Raw genomic sequence first — 18,116 nt, 5'->3', positions numbered from 1 at the left:
TTCCCTTTTTCGTCTTATTCAATGGTGTTGACGGCAGCATGGATTTTCAATGTCGCCTCTGTATTCCTTAGCACATCATCCACGGTATATGGCGCCATGACTTCCTTCAGCACCAATCCCTCTTCTGTAACTTCCATGACTGCCATATCCGTAATGATTAAATCCACACTCTGCCTAGCCGTCAATGGAAGCGTACATGTCTTCAATATCTTCGATTCACCCTGCTTATTCACGTGATTCATCAGGACGATCACCTTTTTGGCTTTCTGGGCAAGTTCCATTGCCCCGCCCATCCCCGGCACCCGCTTTCCTGGGACGATCCAATTCGCCAAATCCCCTTTTTCACTGACTTCCAGGGCTCCAAGGATGGTGATGTCGATGTATCCTTTCCTGATCATTCCAAATGCTGTTGCACTGTCAAAGTATGAAGCGCCCATTACAGTGGTGATCGGGAACCCTCCCGCGTTACAGAGGGCAGGATCTTCTTTCCCTGGATCAGGACTTGGACCTGTACCGAGAACTCCGTTTTCCGCATGGAACAGCACATGGATATCTTGAGGTATATGGTCGGCCACCAAGGTAGGGATACCGATGCCTAAGTTCACGATCAATCCGTCATGGATTTCCTTGGCGGCGCGTTTCGCGATGCGATTTCGTACATCTACTGCCATGCCCATTTCCAATTCACCCCTTTAGTCGGAATCACCATATCTACATAAATGCCTGGTGTGGCAATACATTCCGGATCCAATTCGCCTGCAGGAACGATTTCCTCCACTTCCGCAATCGTGAAGGCTCCAGCCATCGCTACCAGCGGATTGAAGTTACATGCAGTCTTGTCGTACACTAAATTCCCCAGCGAATCTGCCTTTTTGGCATGGACGATGCTGACTTCAGCCGTCAAAGCGGTTTCCACCAAATATTCTTTTCCTTCTATCACAATCTTGTCCTTGCCTTCTTCGGCTATCGTACCAATCCCGACATCGACAAAAATCCCGCCTAAGCCTACACCGCCAGCACGAATCCGTTCGGCTAATGTCCCTTGCGGTGAAAATTCGACTTGCAGCTTTCCTTCAGTCATGAGCCGGCCGGCATTAGGATTGGATCCGATATGTGAGGCGATCACTTTCTTTGCCCTTTCAGCAGTCACAAGCCGGCCAATGCCGATGTCAGGGAATCCAGTATCATTGCCAATCAAGGTCAATTCCTTGACGCCCTTGGCAAGGATACCCTGTACGAGCGTCGGCGGGGTCCCCACCCCGCCAAATCCTCCATACATGAGTGTGCATCCATCGGAAATATGCTCCAATGCTTCTTCCATGGTCACAATTTTGTTTTTCTTCGTAATGACCTGCTTCATACCGTTCCCCCTAAATAGCCTGCATGTCCTCAATCAAACCTTCCGCGTGCAATTCTTGCTGCAACTCTGCGAGGGAAGCTTCCAATATCTTGACGAGGCGATCGATTTCTTCATTCGTAATGATTAATGGCGGAGATAGGATAACCGCATCGCCAGCGATTCCTTCAATCGCACCTGCAGCAGGATAGATTAACAACCCCTTCGTAAAAGCCTTATTGACAAGCCTTGTAGTCAGGCCGACTTGCAAGTCGAATGGCGTTTTTGAAATCCGATCTGAGACAAACTCAAGCCCAAGGAGCAGCCCTTTCCCTCTTACATCACCAATGATGTCGAATTTCCCAGCCAATCCTTGCAGCTTCTTAAACAGATATAGACCTTTCTCTTCCGCTGCCTTAACCAGGTCATTTCCCTCAATGTAGGAAAGCACTTCCAATGAAACCGCAGCAGATAGAGGGTTTGCACTATATGTGTGTCCAGCCATGATTGATTTCGAGCCTTTTAAAATGGGTTCCATGACACGGTCAGTAACCATTGTGGCTGCCATTGGAGTATAGCCTGCGCTCATTCCTTTACCCAATGCGATGATATCCGGAGTGACTCCCCAGTGTTCCATCGCGAACATTTTTCCTGTCCGTCCGATTCCCGTCATTACCTCATCGGCAATAAAAAGGATGTCATAGTTTTCGCAGATTTCCTTAATCCTTTGATAGTAGCCATCCGGCGGTGTTACAGCACCAGCGGATGCTCCGATTATGGGTTCTGCGATGAAGGCGGCGATATTCTCGGAGCCGACCCTTTGAATGGCTGTCTCCAGTTCATTTGCACACTGAAGCTTGCATCCGGAAGTTTCAGTATTATAAGGACAGCGATAACAGTAGGGAGCCGAAATGCTAGGGAAATCCTCCAATAGCGGAACAAAACGCTTTCTTCTTGGTACATGGCCGGACATCGATAAAGCGCCCATCGTGATCCCGTGATAACTCGTCCACCTGGAGACGATGCGGTTTTTTCGCTCAAACCCTTTTTCTTGCCAATGTTGAATCGCGATCTTCATCGCCGTTTCGGTAGCTTCCGATCCACTATTCACGAAAAATGACCAATTCAAATCCCCAGGAGCCAACTCACTTAGCTTTTTGGCCAATGCCTCTGCGGCTTCACTAGTAAAATGAGATCTATATGCAAAAGAAACTTTGCGGGCTTGCTCCGTCATTGCCTCGACAACATCTACCACACCATGGCCAATACTTGCTGTGACCGCTCCTGATGATCCATCTATATACTGATTTCCATCTATATCATAAAGATAAATTCCATTCCCATGAGAGATAGTGGGATAGTCATGATCTAAAGTAGGCTTAATCAAATAATTGCGTGTCATGTCATCTCTCCTTTTAACGTTCGTACCCACTGTGCATTATTCTATTAATCAATTAATTTTCAGAACCAGTTTACCAACTAAAAGGCTCATCCTGAATCAGGATGGATTCTGTGGGGCAGCCTTCCATGGCATCTTGCATGTCATCATGCAAGATCTCAGGAACTTCGGCAATCCCCTGATTATCATCCAAGATGACGAAAGCGATCCCTTGATCGTCATAGTCATAAATTTCAGGACCTGTTGAACCGCATGCCCCGCACGCAATACAGGTTTCTTTATCAACCCATGTGTATTTAGCCATAGAAACAATCCTCCTACTTGAGGGATAAATCTTTACCCCAAATATTCATGTCCTCATACTTATCCCAAATATTGCAATTCTTCGTTAATCTGCCTCCATATTCATATCCCAGCTGATGAAAGACGGCGTTCATGCCCATTGACAATGAACGCGCTAATGAATAAGAGCAATAAATGTTTTTCCTGAACAATTCTTGTTCCAATGCGGAGATGAGCACCTTCATGAAACCATGCTTCCGATGTTGGGGAATTGTTGCACAGTCCGTTAATTCAGCATTGTGATACATCTCATTCACTTCCGCGGATGCAGCACTCACGATGGTCCCTTCATATTCGATAACACTAAAGATCGTACCTTCCTCCATCACTTTCTTGATATATCGCTCATCATTCATCGGTGTAGGATAGGTTTCAAAGATGGCACCATATAACTTCGCCAGCTCTTGTGCATCTTTCCCCGTAGCAAACCGAAGGATATAACTCTCAGGCATTTGCTGGGATTCAATCAGTCTAGGAATCTGACTGACGTCTTGGATGACTTTATCTTCCTTGACCCAAAAGTCGCTTGTTCGCCTTTCATCCGTTAAATAGAAGGCCATGCAATAGGCATCATTCCCTTTGAAATACTTGCTCAATATTCCTTCCAGCATGAATCCCTGACCCAATGCAGCGGATAAATCTTCATTCCTGGCTTTAAGTATCACTTTTGTAAAGCCCTGCTCCTTTGCGATGACAAGGGCCCGATCGATCGCTTTTTTAATATTTCCCCGATAATCATCCATGCGTAAGCGCTGATTGGCATGATCATGATAGAGTTCCATCGTATAATAATCCCCAGTCTCCATTTGGGTGAAAAAAGGCAGCTTTTGAACAGGCATTATGTACCCCCCTTATTTAAAGAATTCGGGAGAAGAGATGCATATCATCCGCTTCTCCCGGCATTCTATTTCCAATTAAATAATTTTTTGACAGGTGCCTGAAGAAGCTGATCATACGTAAACTCATCAGGATATTCACTCACATCATAGATGGATAAGGCTTCATCCACCTTTTGATTCATCGAATCAGACACATAGATTCCACATTCAGGACAGTTCAAGGCTGGAACTTGAAGGACTTTTATTGAGCGTTTCCCGTCAGGCATGATCCAGTAACAATCCTTCTTTTCGCTTTCTTCTACGTTTGGGGCATTGCACCACAAGCAGTCCATCTTCATTCCTCCTTGCCATCAGATTTCACCGAGCCACTAGCGGCCATGGCGTTCTTTTTTTCTTGGGCTAACCTTAATTTTTCCTTCATTTCATCCCGTTTATCACGGCGATCCTTCAAGGAAGCATGTTCTTCAGTGCTTTCATACGATTTTCTCTTGTCAAGACGACGAAGGCCCTCTGGCACCAAGTTGAATTTCTCGTCCGTCATGAGAGCGGAAATCCCGACGGCTTCTTTCCTATCCGCAGTACCATACACTTCATCAAAGTAAGCATCCGCACTGCCGGCAACATAATTCTTCGGCTCCGGATAACTTGTGATCACTCCTTCAAAGTTCCGTAAAACGACTTTATCCGGACTTTGCGAAAGAAGGTAATTCGGAGTCAAGGCAATCTTTCCGCCTCCGCCAGGAGCATCCACCACGAAGGTTGGCACCGCATATCCTGATGTATGGCCGCGAAGCGCTTCAATGATTTCCAGTCCTTTTGAAACCGGCGCCCGGAAATGTCCAATCCCTTCGGATAGATCACATTGATAAATGTAATAAGGTCTTACCCTTGCTTTAACACAGTCATGCATAAGCTTTTTCATGATATGTACACTATCGTTGATTCCAGCCAGGATAACTGCCTGATTGCCAAGCGGCACCCCTGCCATCGACAGCATATCACATGCTTTTTTCGCTTCATCCGTCAGTTCAAGTGAATGATTGAAATGCGTATTCAACCAAACCGGATGGTACTTTTTCAGAATATTACATAAATTTTCCGTAATCCTCTGCGGGAAAACGACCGGTGCACGTGTTCCGATCCGAATGATTTCCACATGCGGGATGGCACGTAAGTTACTCAATACATACTCAAGGATCTTATCATTGATCAACAGGCCGTCTCCTCCAGAGATCAGCACGTCCCTCACTTCCGGAGTGTTCCGGATATATTCAATCGCCCCATCAAGCTGCTTCTTGGGAACACCCATGCCAACCTGGCCTGAAAAACGGCGTCGCGTACAATATCTGCAGTACATGGAGCATTGGTTCGTTACAAGGAATAGAACCCGATCCGGATAACGATGCGTCAATCCTGGAACAGGGGAATCCTCATCCTCATGCAGCGGATCCTCCAAATCATATCTAGTCTTGTTCATTTCTGCCGAAAGCGGTACCGACTGTAAACGAATCGGACAGCGAGGATCATCGGGATTCATCAATGAAGCATAATAAGGCGTAATGTTCAACGGAATCGTTTGAGTCGAAATCCGGACTCCTTCCTCTTCATCCGGTGTCAAGTTGACGACCTTTTTCAGATCATCCAGTGTTTTAATCGTATTGGTCAATTGCCAGATCCAATCATTCCACTGCTCTTCCGTTACATCCTTCCACAATTCGATATCATTATAATGCCTGCGTCCACCTAGGTATTCTTTATGTTTTACATCCAATCCCATCAAATTCATTTAAAATGCCCCCTTATTCTAAGAACTTATATATATACTCTCGCAAGAATGATGCCAACATTAATAACAAGGAAAACATAAGCAAAAGGGGGCAAACCGAGCTTAAAATCGCAAGATATTTTTCATATCGCATAATTTTTTGCAGCCAGATTCTTTGCACCAAGCAAAAAAAAGAGGGTCTCTTTACACAAGAGCCCTCTTTACGTTACATCATGATCAAGAAAGTGACAGCGTTTCCAAAAAATCTGAATTTACTTTGATTCCTTCGATCCTGCCGTATAAACTTTTTCAATGCCGTACTTGTTTAACTTATATTGCAGTCCCTGTCTTTTAATATTGAGGGCTTCTGCCGTTTTGCTGATATTCCCGTTATATTTCTCGAACATATTGATGATCATTTCCCTTTCCATTTCTTCAAGAACGACAGGTAAATCAATCTTGTTTTTCAATGGGGAAGGATGGCTCTGGGCATTTGCTGCAGCATAATTTCCTGAAGGGAAAAGATAAGCAGGAAGATGATGTTCATCAATCAAATCTTCCCCTGCGTCCATGACGTTAAAGGTTAACTCAATGGCATGTCCCAGTTCACGAATGTTCCCGGGCCATGGATATTGAATAAGACGCTTCATCGCCTTTTGACTGATCCCGCGCACTTCGGTAAAAAATGATTTGTTGAATTTTTGAATAAAGTGATTGACGATTTCCGGAATATCCGTTTTACGCTCCAAAAGTGAAGGCATTTGGATTGTCACGACATTCAGGCGAAAGAATAAATCCGAGCGAATGATTCCCCGCTCCAACGCCTCTTCTGGAGAAATGTTCATCGCAGCAATGATCTTCACATTAACTTTTTGCTCCTTCGAACCTCCAACACGGCGCACCTCACCTTCCTGAAGCACTCGCAGCAATTTTGCCTGCAGACCGAGGTCCAGGCTATTCAGCTCATCAAGGAAAAGGGTACCCCCATTTGCTTGCTCAAAAATGCCCATGCGATCCATCGCTCCGGTAAAAGCCCCTTTCGTCGTGCCGAACAGCAGCCCCTCCATCAATTCCTTTGGAACAGCTGCACAGTTTTGCGCGATGAAAGGCTGATTTCGCTGAGCACTTACATTATGTATACTTTGCGCTACCAGTTCCTTCCCTGTCCCTGTTGGTCCATATATCATGACTGGGGAATGTGTACGGGCCGCTTTTTTCGCCAATGAAATCGCTTGCTGAAAAGCAGGACTATTACCGATCAAATCACTAAAATGATAGGTCGCCGTCCCTTCAGAAAACTTATTTTTCTTATGGGTCTCGGCCAGCTGGGAACGCAAATCGACAATTTGGTCGTACATATTCATGACCTTCGTAATATCCTTTGCGATTTCGACTGCCCCAATAATTTCACCATCCTCATACAAAGGATACGTACTATTGATGGATGTTATCTTTTTCTCCTTTAAGTTGACATATGTTTGAATGGATTCAATCGTTTCATTGCCTTTTTCCAATGCTACATGCAGCGTACTGGATTCATCAGTCAATGAAGGATAAAGCTGAAAAATATTTTCCCCCAGCACCTGTTCACGATCAAGCCCGTCGATATGTGCCATCATTTCATTGTAAAATACCGTATCCCCATCTTTATTCACAATATGGACACCCACATTGATCACATTCAATATCCATTCAAATTGAGTGGAAAACTGATTTACTGAAGATTTCATTTCTTCATCTCCGTTCTCTGTCATTTGATAGAATCACCTGTAAATTATAGCATTTAATGGGAAACAATCATCTCTTTATTCTTATTAAAATCAAACTTCAACACAAAGGCAATAGAATAATAAGGTCAATTAAAGGAATCTCGCATTAAGCCAAGAAGATTATATATGAAAATATAAAATTCAGGGGTGAGTCGGATTTCAGAACGAAGCAAAGAAACTAAAATAGAAATTAAATCGTGGGAAGATAAAGACCTTGAATTATTATTTCAACTAAATGCCCCAGAAATGATGGAACATCTTGGCGGACCAGAAAGTAATGAACAAATCCTGAAACGCCATCAACGGTACCTACAGATTGGAGAGAATGGATGCATGTTTAGCATCAACTCGTTTCCAGAAGGAGAGGCAGCCGGTTCCGTTGGCTACTGGCAAACAGTCTGGAACGATGAAAATGTGTACGAAATCGGTTGGAGCGTCCTCCTTTCATTTCAAGGAAAAGGAATCGCATCCCATGCCGTGAAGGCACTGATAGAGAAAATCAAAGCTGAACGAAAATACAAGTGCATTCACGCATTCCCTTCGATCAATAATCCTGCATCAAACGCAATTTGCCGCAAGCTAAAATTCAACTTCATCTCCGAATGTGAATTCGAATACCCGCCAGGGAGCTTTATGCGATGCAATGCTTGGTGCTTGGAACTTGAATGAATTTTAGATAAAAAGCGGATTTGTGTATAGGAAGGATCATTCCGGGGTAAGTCGAATCATGTTGGGTTTAGGTGAATTATTTCCCGGGAAAGTCGAATTATTCTGGGGGTTGATCGGATTATTCCCGGGTATTATTTCCGCTTTGATCTAATTACACCCTATCCGCCAACGTTATTATAACTGGAACTCCTGAACTCCGCACCTTTCAGAATTTCTTTAGCACTTTTAAAAGGATAATGATCCTAAATATAAAGTTTTTATATCCTAATGAAGGTTAGGTCGATTCCCTGATTTTAAGTTTAGTAGGTAATTTAATAACGTCGCGTTTTAATTTCAAATCATTATTTAAATATTTTATTAATTCCATTACAGTGCGTTGTCCTAGTTCCATAATCGGTATATCGATTGTGGTTATGGTGGGGGTTGTGACTTGGCAAATGGATTGATTATCATAACCAACTATAGCTAGGCTTTCCGGTATTTTATAGCCCAACGTATTTGCCCTTTTAATAATTCCTGCTGCGACCTGATCATTTCCAGTAAATAAGGCAGTAGGTTTTTCTTTTAATTTAAATATTTCATCACAAATACGGAATCCATCTTCAATATTAAACCCATGTCCAAATATCCAGTCTTCATTGTGTAGTAAATCATTATCTGCTAAAGCTTTTAAAAACCCCTCTTTTCTTTGACCCTGAGCCTGACTATAAGAAGTATCGTAGCAAAAACCTATCTTTTCATGGCCTTTTTTTATTAAATGATCAACAGCTTTGTATGTCGCTTCGAACTCATCATAACCAATAATCGGTATAGAGGCGAAATGATGGTATTCATTACACAATAAAATTGGGCCGTATTTCAAATAAGGCTTTATTAAATTCCATTCATTTTCTAACGCTCCTAAAATAACCCCATCCACTTCTCTATTCTTTAATTTCCCCATAACATCTAATTCAGTTTTCGAATCATAAAAGGTTTGAAAAATAAGAACTTTATAATCATTTTCCAATGCTGCTAGAGATACTCCTTTAATCAATTGGGCAAAGAATGGATGATCGAATCTTGGGACTAATATTGCAATGGTTTGGGTTTTATTTGTCCTGAAATTCCGGGCAAGTGAACTTGGTGTATAGTCAAGCTCTTCAATGACCTTTAAGATTTGTTCCCTTTTTTCCTTTGATACATATGGATGATTATTTAAGACTCTAGATACCGTTGTTTTAGAGACGTTACATAGCTTAGCTATCTCGCTAATTTTAGTCATTTAATCCCATCCTTGTAATAAGTTGTTGACATGTTATCGATTTCAGAAGTTATTATGAAACCGTTCCTAATATACCACATATTAAAAATATCTTCCGGAGGTGTATTTTTCATTAAAGTTTGTTGCTACTAAAGCATTTTAGATATTTTTAGCTAATGGAGGGATTGTATGTTATTGAATAAAAAGGGCGGGTTTCAATTATTGCCAAATGTTGAAAACCCAAAATACATTGTATTCTGTGATTTTGATGAAACCTATTATCCTCACTCCATGAGTCACGAGAGACAGAAAGATTTATATGAACTTGAAAATTTCTTAGAAGCAAAAAGCTATGATGAAGAACTTGTCTTTGGCTGGGTTACTGGGAGTAGTATCGAATCAATATTACATAAAATGGAACGCGGTGGATTCAGATTTTTTCCGCATTTCATAGCCAGTGACTTAGGTACCGAAATCACCTATTTTTCAGAAAAAAACTTTTTGGAAAAGGATCCAGATTGGCATTCACAGATTAATATCGAAGAATTTAATAAAAGGAAAGTTGAAGAAATTTATAATGTTCTACTTAACGGCAATATACCATTAACTCCTCAGACTCAAATGGGAAGTTCACGCTATAAAAGAAATTATTATTATCAAATACAACATGAATCTGTCGACAAGAAGAACTTATCCACCATCCAGAGAGTGGCCAAAGAGTACGGGATAGGGGTAAATATCAATCGTTGTAATCCCCTTGCCGGCGATCCTGAAGATAGTTATGATGTGGACTTTATTCCATTAGGTACTGGAAAAAATGAGATTGTACGTTTTATGCTAGACAAATTCGGGCTGAGTCGGGAGCATGCCTTCGCTTTCGGGGATAGCGGAAATGATCTACTCATGTTAAAAAGTGTTAAACATGGTTACCTTGTAGGGAATGCAACTCAAGAAGCCAAGGAAGCTCATACTAAAATAGCGACAGATACGTACTCTAAAGGAATATTAAGAACTTTACTTGCAATGAATATTTAATATTTGAGGGGAAGTATAAGTAATGAGAAAAATTGGTGGTAGTTGGAGCACCTTTGCCACAGCTTTAACTCCTGCTAACGGGATTGATGCCCTATCAAGCAAACAATTCATTCCATGTTTCTTGACCCGCAAGCTTATCAGCGGAAATTCTGCTTGCCTTTTGGTATTTGAATAATGCCGCCTCGGTTTTTTTCCCGAATTCTGCATCAAGGGGCCCGGGATTAAATCCTTTCATATAGAGCGCTGCTTGCAGGATCCATGTGATATTGCCTGCAGCTCCTTTCTTTATGGTGACGATTGCAGTCTTGGTTTTAGGTCCCCATTTTCCATCGACAACCAGCTTTTTATTGAATGGCTTATTCAGCTCCGTTTGTAAACCTTTTATAAGGGCCGACCGAGTTTCGGGACCATAAAACCCATCACCCTCAATAGCCGTTTCATACCGGCTATTTAACGTTTTTTGTATCGAAATTATATGACTATCTCCTTTGCTGTTCTTCGGCAGTTCCATTTTTTCTAATTTGAAGGTGAGGTGAGGTTCTTTTCCTGCTTGTAACTGTGTATAAGATAACCCGCCTGTCATCTCCAGGTGGGGATAATCCTTGAATGAACTCCAATCCCCTCCCCATTTAAATCCTAATTCCTTACCTATGTCAGCCACGCGCTTCCACTTTGAATTCACTGTCCATATTGCTCTCTTGCCATCATCACTCACAATGAAGAAATCGATAGCCAGTCCAAAATTATGATAAGATTGCCCTGGCTTAGCGTTCGTCACAATAAGTTTAGCTAGATTACTATAGTTTTTTCCGTTATAGCTATAAACTCGTCCTTGACCATAAAGCGCGGCTTGATCTTCCAAAGAGCGATGGCCGGCACTTATCTGTACAGTGATCCCTTCAGTATAAGCACGCTCCACCATTTCCAATGCCGATGCCTTCACCACAGGGTTCATCCCTTTGCCCATCTTTTTCACTGAACGATCCAATAATGTCTGTAATGCTACTTTCACTATAATCCCTCCTTTTAAATTCCCATCAGACTTTATATAAGCCTTTTTAACAGAAAAGTAGCATGGTTGGAAAAGTTTGTTCTCATTTATTAGAGAATAGAAGTAATATGTTATTTAATTAACAAACGTTCCGGTTGATTTCAGAAATCCGCTCCCTTTCCGCCGACTGTCTGCCAAGCCTCCTCGCCGGTAAACCGGCTGCGGGGTCTCGGCTAGCCAGTTTTTCGGCAGGAGTGTCGCATATTTCTTCCATCCATTAAGGGTTACAGTAAAAAAGCATGAAGGATAATCTAGTCTTAAACATGGTTCGGGATGAGAGTAGCCTACAGTTTTTTCTTAAGGCTGTTTTCGTAAATTGTTGTTTTTGAATTTGTTGTTTTGAATAACAAGAACATTCGTTCTATAATGGATATATAATAGAATTTAAGGAAGTGTTATTGTTTGAGACCTAATCTATCAAAAGATAGTAGCATTGAAAGTTTCAAAGATTTCTATTGGTTGAAAGAGGAATTGCAAACGTATTGCAGGGAAAGCGGGATAAGTTCTACTGGTTCAAAGATAGAAATTTCCGATAGGATTGAAACATTTCTTCGGACAGGAGAGATAAAAAGTCCTATTAGTAAAACCAAAATCAACAGGACGGTAGAGCCTCAAGTACATTTAAGCCTGGATACAGTCATTACAGAAAACCATCGTTGTAGTCAAGATGTGAGAGCCTTTTTCAAGACTGTTATCCCTAAATTTCTTTTTTAAACATATATTCAAAACTACCTTAAAAGTAACGTAGGGAAAACGCATCGTGATGTTGTAGATGCTTGGTATGAGGAAGAAGAACGAAAGAAAGACCCCACATTCAAGAAAAAGATTGCACCTCAATTTGAATACAATCAATTCACTAGTGACTTCTTTGCTGATTCGAAAAATCAAGGTAAAAGTCGTGCAGAAGCAATTGAAGCCTGGAATAAAATCAAGAAACTTCCTGGAAGCAACAAATATGAACCTAATAATGAAATATAAGGACACCTTAACATTTATACTTTAAAGTGATTTGATTTTTAGAAGTTCCAGTTGATTGGAACGGAAGGTACGAGACTCTTGCGGGGAAAGCGTGGCCAAGGGAGACCCCGCAGGCGAGCGCCGAGGAGGCTCCCGGACCGCCCGCGGAAAGCGAGTGCCTGGAGTGGAAATCCTTACACATACCCTCCTTAAGAAATCCTCTCCCTTTCCGCCTACTGTCTGCCAAGTATTGATAACTAAGGTGAAATAGCTTGTTGTTCCTTCACAGTAGAAAGGGAATTTCCAAAAAAAATTAGACTGCTTCCGTTCGCCCGTTTGCGAATGAAAGCAGTCTAATCATATATTATTTTATTAATCTCTTTAACTTACGCTCTAATTTCAATAGAGGGGCTTATTGTAAAGTCAGCCTCTGTTTTACTTTTCACTTCATCAAGTGTTATGCCATTTTGCAACTCAATCAATTCCATGCCAGCTTCTGTAAATTGAAAAACAGCCAGTTCCGTAATCAGGCAATGGACGACCTTTTCCCCCGTCAATGGCAATGTACAGTTCTTTTTCACTTTGGATTCCCCATGCTTGTTCACATGGTCCATAATGACAACAATTCGTTTTGCGCCTTGGACGAGGTCCATCGCTCCTCCCATTCCTTTTACCATCTTCCCTGGAATCATCCAGTTTGCCAAGTCCCCATTCTCGGAAACTTCCATCCCGCCTAAAATGGCTAGATCGATGTGGCCGCCGCGAATCATCGCGAACGATTCAGCGCTATCAAAAAATGATGCCCCCGACTTTGCCGTTACTGTTTCTTTTCCTGCATTAATCAAATCCGGATCGACTTCATCCTTTTGTGGATAAGGCCCGATTCCGAGTAAGCCATTTTCCGATTGAAGCATGACATTAAAGTCATTTGGAATCATGTTGGCAATTAAGGTCGGCATTCCAATCCCTAAATTTACACACATACCATCTTTGATTTCTTTAACGGCCCGTTCTAAAATTAGTTGTCTAGTCATTCGAATACTCCTCCTTTTTATGCGTTAGCAGTTGTAAGTTTTTCAATTCGTTTTTCATAGTCATTTCCTACAAGCACTTTTTGTACATAAACCCCTGAAGTATGAATTTCATCTGGATCGAGCTCTCCTGTGCCCACAAGCTCCTCCACTTCGACAATCGTGACTTTCCCTGCGGTGGCAACGACAGGGTTAAAATTCCTTGCGGTTTTCCGATATACAAGATTACCGAAATGGTCTGCTTTCCAGGCTTTTACAAAGGCAAAATCTCCGACGATTCCTTTTTCCATAATGTATGTGCGACCATCAAACTCTTTATGTTCTTTACCTTTTGCGACTTCCGTTCCTACTCCTGTAGCTGTATAAAAGGCAGGAATTCCCGCTCCGCCCGCTCTTAAACGCTCGGCCAGCGTTCCTTGGGGAACCAGCTCGACCTCCAGCTCGCCACTTAAAAATTGCTGTTCAAATAACTTGTTTTCCCCTACATAAGAAGCGATCATTTTTTTGATTTGTCTGTTTTCAAGCAAAAGACCGAGACCCCAATCATCGACACCACAATTGTTGCTGACAATCGTCAAATCCTTTACACCTTTGTTACGCAAAGCAATGATTAGTTTTTCTGGAATTCCGCTTAATCCGAACCCGCCAACGATAATGGTTGCTCCATCCTCGATTTGTTGAATAGCGCTATCAAAAGATGTTAATAATTTACTCATTTTCCATCATCTCCATTCTTAATACTATTCTATTAAATAAACAGTGATGTTGCAAAAGCAATGATGAACACGGTCACTGTTTTCAAAACCGTAATCGCAAAGATATCCTTGTAAGATTGACGATGTGTAAGTCCAGTAATGGCAAGTAAGGTAATGACGGCACCATTATGCGGCAGCGTATCCATTCCGCCAGATGCCATGGATGCAATTCGATGAAGCATTTCCGGAGTGATTCCGACACTTTGGGCCAACTGCAAATAGTGACCTCCCATTACTTCTAACGCAATCGAAAGTCCACCAGATGCAGATCCGGTAATCCCTGCCAGCACATTGACGGCAATGGCTTCGGATACTAGCGGATTACCACTTGCATTGAACACCCAGTTTTGAATGACCGAGAACCCAGGAAGCGTTTTCACCACATTCCCAAAACCAACTTCAGATGCGGTATTGAATATGGCAAGCAAAGATCCCATTGCAGCAGCTGTTAATCCACTTGCCAATTTGACCTTGATACGTCCAACATTCAGAAGCATCGCTGCAATAATGCCGATAGTCAGTGCAACAATCAAAGACCAGGATGAAGTGACTGTGCTTACATCGGCAATGTTGAAAGTTTCCTTCAACATCGATGCATCATACCAGTGCTTAACCGAAATGGAACTGCGGCTGAAAGCAAAATTAAATGCTACGACAAGGATTAGCGGTACAATGGACAGCCAAAAGTTAGGCAGGTTTTGCTGTTCTGCACTTTCTGGTTCATTAATATGCCCTTCCCCGTAGCCTTCACCATTTGCCAACGCTTGTTTACGACGACGTTCTAACCAGAGCATTCCTCCAGTGAATACCATGATCGCACCAATAATCCCCATTATTGGAGCTGCATAGGTATCTGTTCCGAAATAATTCGTTGGAATGATATTTTGAATCTGAGGTGTTCCAGGAAGGGCATCCATCGTATAAGTGAAAGCGCCCAACGCTATCGTTCCCGGCAATAATCTCTTTGGAATGTCTGCTTCTTTAAAAATTGCCGCTGCGAATGGATAAACGGCGAATGCCACTACAAAGAGTGAAACCCCGCCATATGTCAGCGCCGAACAGGCCAGCACCACAGCAAGAATAGCTTGCTTTGAACCTAGTGATTTTACGATGGTCTTGGCAATGGATGCAGCTGCACCGCTCATCTCCATGACTTTTCCAAATACGGCCCCTAATAAAAATATCGGAAAAAACGCTTTTATATAGTTAGCCGCAAACGTCATATATGTCTCTGTATAACTCGGCAGCAAATGTCCTCCGGATAAAATGACCGCCAATAAAGTAACAATCGGCGCTATGATAATGACCGGATAGCCCCGGTAGGCTAAAAAGATTAAAAGTCCCAGCGCCACAACGATGGCTAAAATTTGAATCAGCAACTCAATTCCCCCTTTTCTCCCCTTGCCCCAAAATTATTTCGGAAGCCTTTAAATAGAACTATTAATCTCCTAAATTCCACATTTTTAATCTTTCCGCTTTTACCATCCAAGCCTGCCTTCCCCAAGTCAAGCTGAATGATCTTCCTAAGCGCCTCCCAATTATTGAGAACGCTTTCAACAATTACTGAATGATATGAAATCCCTTTTCATTTTACGTGGAAGCACAATCTAAAATGACAGATAGGCCATTCACTAAATAATTATGCAATTATTGTGCCAACTTAAATACAATGAAAAATCTCATCTTTTAAAGCCTTTTCAAACATTTTGTTTCCCTTACGAAAGCTAAAATCCCTTAAAACTGTCAAGGTTTCAGTACACACGAGTATAAACTTCAAAAAAGTGTAAGCCTTTTCTTACAATATTTAAATTCCCTCTCGTTTTATGTACGGATTTCCTAACACACTCAAATATTTACTAGTGAAAAACATCCACTAATGTACCTACTGTTTTTTAATAAAAAAGACTTTAGGCTGGTCTCATCCTGAACCACAATTAAGACTTGGTTTTACTTCATTGTTTAATAAAACCCTCACTGGATTGCAGAAATTTGCGACACTCCTGCCGAATGACCTGGCTAGCCGAGACCCCGGAGACGCATGCTTTGATGAGACTTGGCAGACAGTCGGCGGAAAGGGAGCGGATTTCTGAAAACACCTGAAACGTTTTTAAAATGAAAAAACTGCAGGCAAACTCGATTTTCTTCGAATTTGTCTACAGTCTGAACCTTTTGGCAAAAGGATTATTTCTACAGTCATAAACCATATTTATTCATTTTTTCATACAGTGTTGTTCGACTCACTCCGAGTCTCTTTGCCGTTTCTGATTTATTGCCAGAAGTCATTTCCAAACATGAAACGATTGCAGCCCGTTCAGTTTCATCCATTACTTCAGCTAAAGTGCGGATCGATACTGATTCTTTATGACCCGTTATTTCTTTAGGAAGATGCTTGGAACGTATCATTTCCCCTTCTTCAACTATATTCATTGCGCGTTCAATGATATTCTCCAACTCACGAATATTTCCCGGCCATTTATAAAGACGCAACAGCCGTAAAGCTTGATCACTCATTCCCGTTACACGTTTTTTCATGAGGTTCTGGTACTTTTCAACAAAATGACTTACCAGTATTTCAATGTCCTCCGGTCGCTCCCTTAAGGAAGGAACCTGGATTTGCAAGACCTTCAACCGGTAATACATATCAAGTCGGAATTCCCCTTTCGAGACCATTTCCTCCAGATTACGGTTCGTTGCAGCGATTACCCGTACATCAATCGGAATGCTTCCCGTCGAGCCGACCCTTTCAATCTCTTTTTCTTGTAAAACACGGAGCAGCTTCACCTGCATATGCAGTGGCAGTTCACCGATTTCATCCAGAAAAATCGTTCCGCCTTCAGCCGCTTCGAACTTACCTGCTTTTCCGCCTTTTTTTGCACCAGTGAAAGAACCCTCTTCATAGCCAAATAGCTCTGACTCCAGCAGCTCTGCCGGGATGGCGGCACAGTTCACTTTGACAAACACACCCATGGCCCGTCTGCTATCATTATGAATGGAATGGGCAAACAGCTCCTTACCTGTTCCGCTTTCGCCCAAAATCAACACATTCGAGTCGCTTTTAGCTGCAATTTTGGCTTGTCCTTTTACTTCCATGAAAGCAGGACTTCTTCCCATCAAATGATCAAACGTATATGAGGCCTTATTTCTCTCGCGAAAATCGCCTTTGTACTTTTTCAGCTCTACTTCAAGTGAATTTATCCGCTTGGAAAGAGCGGTAAATTGCCCGACATTCTTAAAAAGAATCTTCCCGACCGCTCCTATTAACTTACCTTGTTTCCTTATCGGTGAGCGGGTCGCAATTATATAATTATCCTTAATTTTTTGTAATTCAGCGACCTCTTGCTTGCCAGTTTTGGCGACCACATGCATACGGGTGTTTTCAATGACCTCCGTTACATGTTTCCCTATTGAACTTTCCTGTTCGACCCCAAGAAAATCCGCATAAGCGTGGCTCAGCATTTGGACATACCCTTCCGTATCGACCATCACCAAGCCGTCATAGGCAAATTCGATAATATCCTTAAACAGAAGTTCTTCATGATTATCAATATTAAGAAAATCACTCCTATTATTTGTAAATAACAGGAGATAAATCTGATACTCCTCATCACCCATCTGAATGATGGCTTTTCTGACAATCCCATTATTATCATTCAAACGGATCGGAGTATTTACAGCTGGGACAAGGTTTTTTTCTAAAATCAAATTTATTTGCAGATCAAATTGATTCTCAGCAAAAGCCTCGGATAATACGCGATTGCATAGAACGATTTCTTTTTCGTTTTTCGCTACCAAAACACCAAAAGGCAATTCTTCCAATATCGCTTTCACTAATTCCAATTGAATAGTTTTATTATCGCTGACCATTCCTATTCTCCTTAACCCGTCTGAAGTTTCCTCCATTATATCATAGGAAAATGAGGCCAAT

At 42.0% G+C, this 18,116-nt stretch carries 16 protein-coding genes and 1 pseudogene; 3 read left to right on the top strand and 14 right to left on the bottom strand.

Annotated elements, in window-relative coordinates; translation table 11 throughout:
- Positions 1–14 precede the first annotated feature (14 nt).
- The 8 genes from QFZ73_RS17190 to QFZ73_RS17155 form a co-directional block, all read right to left on the bottom strand.
- The gene (locus QFZ73_RS17190; RefSeq protein ID WP_098937287.1) at positions 15–677 is read right to left on the bottom strand and encodes a 3-oxoacid CoA-transferase subunit B; all 663 of its coding nucleotides are present in this window, start codon (positions 675–677) and stop codon (positions 15–17) included.
- Positions 662–1,360: a CoA transferase subunit A gene (locus QFZ73_RS17185; RefSeq protein WP_285847228.1), complete on the bottom strand. Its 699-nt coding sequence runs from the start codon at positions 1,358–1,360 to the stop codon at positions 662–664. The genes QFZ73_RS17190 and QFZ73_RS17185 overlap by 16 nt, the downstream gene beginning before the upstream one ends.
- Before the next feature lie 10 nt (positions 1,361–1,370).
- Positions 1,371–2,738, bottom strand: coding sequence for an aspartate aminotransferase family protein (locus QFZ73_RS17180; RefSeq protein ID WP_307268591.1), 1,368 nt, complete (start codon positions 2,736–2,738; stop codon positions 1,371–1,373).
- A 70-nt stretch (positions 2,739–2,808) separates the two neighbouring features.
- Positions 2,809–3,039: a ferredoxin gene (locus QFZ73_RS17175; protein WP_061464616.1), complete on the bottom strand. Its 231-nt coding sequence runs from the start codon at positions 3,037–3,039 to the stop codon at positions 2,809–2,811.
- Positions 3,040–3,052: 13 nt separating this feature from the next.
- Complete coding sequence (ablB, locus tag QFZ73_RS17170) at positions 3,053–3,916, bottom strand: putative beta-lysine N-acetyltransferase (protein ID WP_307268588.1); 864 nt, start codon at positions 3,914–3,916, stop codon at positions 3,053–3,055.
- Between the two features lie 65 nt (positions 3,917–3,981).
- On the bottom strand, positions 3,982–4,248 hold the full coding sequence (locus QFZ73_RS17165; RefSeq protein WP_063232442.1) for a YokU family protein: 267 nt from the start codon (positions 4,246–4,248) through the stop codon (positions 3,982–3,984).
- Positions 4,249–4,250: 2 nt separating this feature from the next.
- Positions 4,251–5,693 carry a lysine 2,3-aminomutase gene (kamA, locus tag QFZ73_RS17160; protein WP_251432856.1) on the bottom strand — a complete coding sequence of 481 codons (1,443 nt, stop codon included), beginning with the start codon at positions 5,691–5,693 and terminating at the stop codon, positions 4,251–4,253.
- A 260-nt stretch (positions 5,694–5,953) separates the two neighbouring features.
- Entirely contained in the window at positions 5,954–7,435 is a 1,482-nt protein-coding gene (locus tag QFZ73_RS17155) for a sigma-54 interaction domain-containing protein (protein WP_307268581.1), read from the bottom strand.
- Between the two features lie 171 nt (positions 7,436–7,606).
- On the opposite strand from QFZ73_RS17155, the gene QFZ73_RS17150 reads away from it, so the two are divergent.
- Positions 7,607–8,119: a GNAT family N-acetyltransferase gene (locus QFZ73_RS17150; RefSeq protein WP_373459014.1), complete on the top strand. Its 513-nt coding sequence runs from the start codon at positions 7,607–7,609 to the stop codon at positions 8,117–8,119.
- Between the two features lie 274 nt (positions 8,120–8,393).
- On the opposite strand, the gene QFZ73_RS17145 is transcribed toward QFZ73_RS17150, so the two are convergent.
- A complete protein-coding gene (locus QFZ73_RS17145; RefSeq protein WP_307268576.1) occupies positions 8,394–9,383 on the bottom strand; it encodes a LacI family DNA-binding transcriptional regulator in 990 nt (329 codons plus the stop codon).
- Between the two features lie 168 nt (positions 9,384–9,551).
- On the opposite strand from QFZ73_RS17145, the gene QFZ73_RS17140 reads away from it, so the two are divergent.
- A complete protein-coding gene (locus QFZ73_RS17140) occupies positions 9,552–10,397 on the top strand; it encodes an HAD-IIB family hydrolase (protein ID WP_307268573.1) in 846 nt (281 codons plus the stop codon).
- A 94-nt stretch (positions 10,398–10,491) separates the two neighbouring features.
- Here the strand turns inward: QFZ73_RS17140 and QFZ73_RS17135 are convergent, their stop codons facing one another.
- Entirely contained in the window at positions 10,492–11,409 is a 918-nt protein-coding gene (locus tag QFZ73_RS17135; RefSeq protein WP_307268571.1) for a M15 family metallopeptidase, read from the bottom strand.
- A 441-nt stretch (positions 11,410–11,850) separates the two neighbouring features.
- On the opposite strand from QFZ73_RS17135, the pseudogene QFZ73_RS17130 reads away from it, so the two are divergent.
- Positions 11,851–12,426 (top strand): annotated as a pseudogene (locus QFZ73_RS17130) (DUF6434 domain-containing protein).
- Between the two features lie 365 nt (positions 12,427–12,791).
- Here QFZ73_RS17130 and QFZ73_RS17125 read toward each other — a convergent pair.
- The 4 genes from QFZ73_RS17125 to QFZ73_RS17110 form a co-directional block, all read right to left on the bottom strand.
- Positions 12,792–13,439 carry a 3-oxoacid CoA-transferase subunit B gene (locus QFZ73_RS17125; RefSeq protein WP_373458947.1) on the bottom strand — a complete coding sequence of 216 codons (648 nt, stop codon included), beginning with the start codon at positions 13,437–13,439 and terminating at the stop codon, positions 12,792–12,794.
- A gap of 17 nt (positions 13,440–13,456) precedes the next feature.
- On the bottom strand, positions 13,457–14,152 hold the full coding sequence (locus QFZ73_RS17120) for a CoA transferase subunit A (RefSeq protein WP_251432696.1): 696 nt from the start codon (positions 14,150–14,152) through the stop codon (positions 13,457–13,459).
- A 32-nt stretch (positions 14,153–14,184) separates the two neighbouring features.
- On the bottom strand, positions 14,185–15,570 hold the full coding sequence (locus QFZ73_RS17115) for a GntP family permease (RefSeq protein WP_307268566.1): 1,386 nt from the start codon (positions 15,568–15,570) through the stop codon (positions 14,185–14,187).
- A gap of 814 nt (positions 15,571–16,384) precedes the next feature.
- Entirely contained in the window at positions 16,385–18,055 is a 1,671-nt protein-coding gene (locus tag QFZ73_RS17110; protein ID WP_307268564.1) for a sigma-54 interaction domain-containing protein, read from the bottom strand.
- Positions 18,056–18,116 lie beyond the last annotated feature (61 nt).

The sequence above is a fragment of the Peribacillus sp. V2I11 genome, assembly GCF_030817135.1.
GTDB classification, from domain to species: Bacteria; Bacillota; Bacilli; order Bacillales; family DSM-1321; genus Peribacillus; species Peribacillus simplex.
The sequence above is the reverse complement of the archived record's forward strand: the minus strand, read 5'-3'. Positions and strand labels throughout refer to the sequence as shown.

Bases quoted from the DNA above. Each gene is read 5' to 3' on its own strand.
- QFZ73_RS17190 (WP_098937287.1), bottom strand. From the start codon at position 677: ATGGGCATGGCAGTAGATGTACGAAATCGCATCGCGAAACGCGCCGCC.
- QFZ73_RS17185 (WP_285847228.1), bottom strand. From the start codon at position 1,360: ATGAAGCAGGTCATTACGAAGAAAAACAAAATTGTGACCATGGAAGAA.
- QFZ73_RS17180 (WP_307268591.1), bottom strand. From the start codon at position 2,738: ATGACACGCAATTATTTGATTAAGCCTACTTTAGATCATGACTATCCC.
- QFZ73_RS17175 (WP_061464616.1), bottom strand. From the start codon at position 3,039: ATGGCTAAATACACATGGGTTGATAAAGAAACCTGTATTGCGTGCGGG.
- ablB (WP_307268588.1), bottom strand. From the start codon at position 3,916: ATGCCTGTTCAAAAGCTGCCTTTTTTCACCCAAATGGAGACTGGGGAT.
- QFZ73_RS17165 (WP_063232442.1), bottom strand. From the start codon at position 4,248: ATGGACTGCTTGTGGTGCAATGCCCCAAACGTAGAAGAAAGCGAAAAG.
- kamA (WP_251432856.1), bottom strand. From the start codon at position 5,693: ATGGGATTGGATGTAAAACATAAAGAATACCTAGGTGGACGCAGGCAT.
- QFZ73_RS17155 (WP_307268581.1), bottom strand. From the start codon at position 7,435: ATGACAGAGAACGGAGATGAAGAAATGAAATCTTCAGTAAATCAGTTT.
- QFZ73_RS17145 (WP_307268576.1), bottom strand. From the start codon at position 9,383: ATGACTAAAATTAGCGAGATAGCTAAGCTATGTAACGTCTCTAAAACA.
- QFZ73_RS17140 (WP_307268573.1), top strand. From the start codon at position 9,552: ATGTTATTGAATAAAAAGGGCGGGTTTCAATTATTGCCAAATGTTGAA.
- QFZ73_RS17125 (WP_373458947.1), bottom strand. From the start codon at position 13,439: ATGACTAGACAACTAATTTTAGAACGGGCCGTTAAAGAAATCAAAGAT.
- QFZ73_RS17120 (WP_251432696.1), bottom strand. From the start codon at position 14,152: ATGAGTAAATTATTAACATCTTTTGATAGCGCTATTCAACAAATCGAG.
- QFZ73_RS17110 (WP_307268564.1), bottom strand. From the start codon at position 18,055: ATGGTCAGCGATAATAAAACTATTCAATTGGAATTAGTGAAAGCGATA.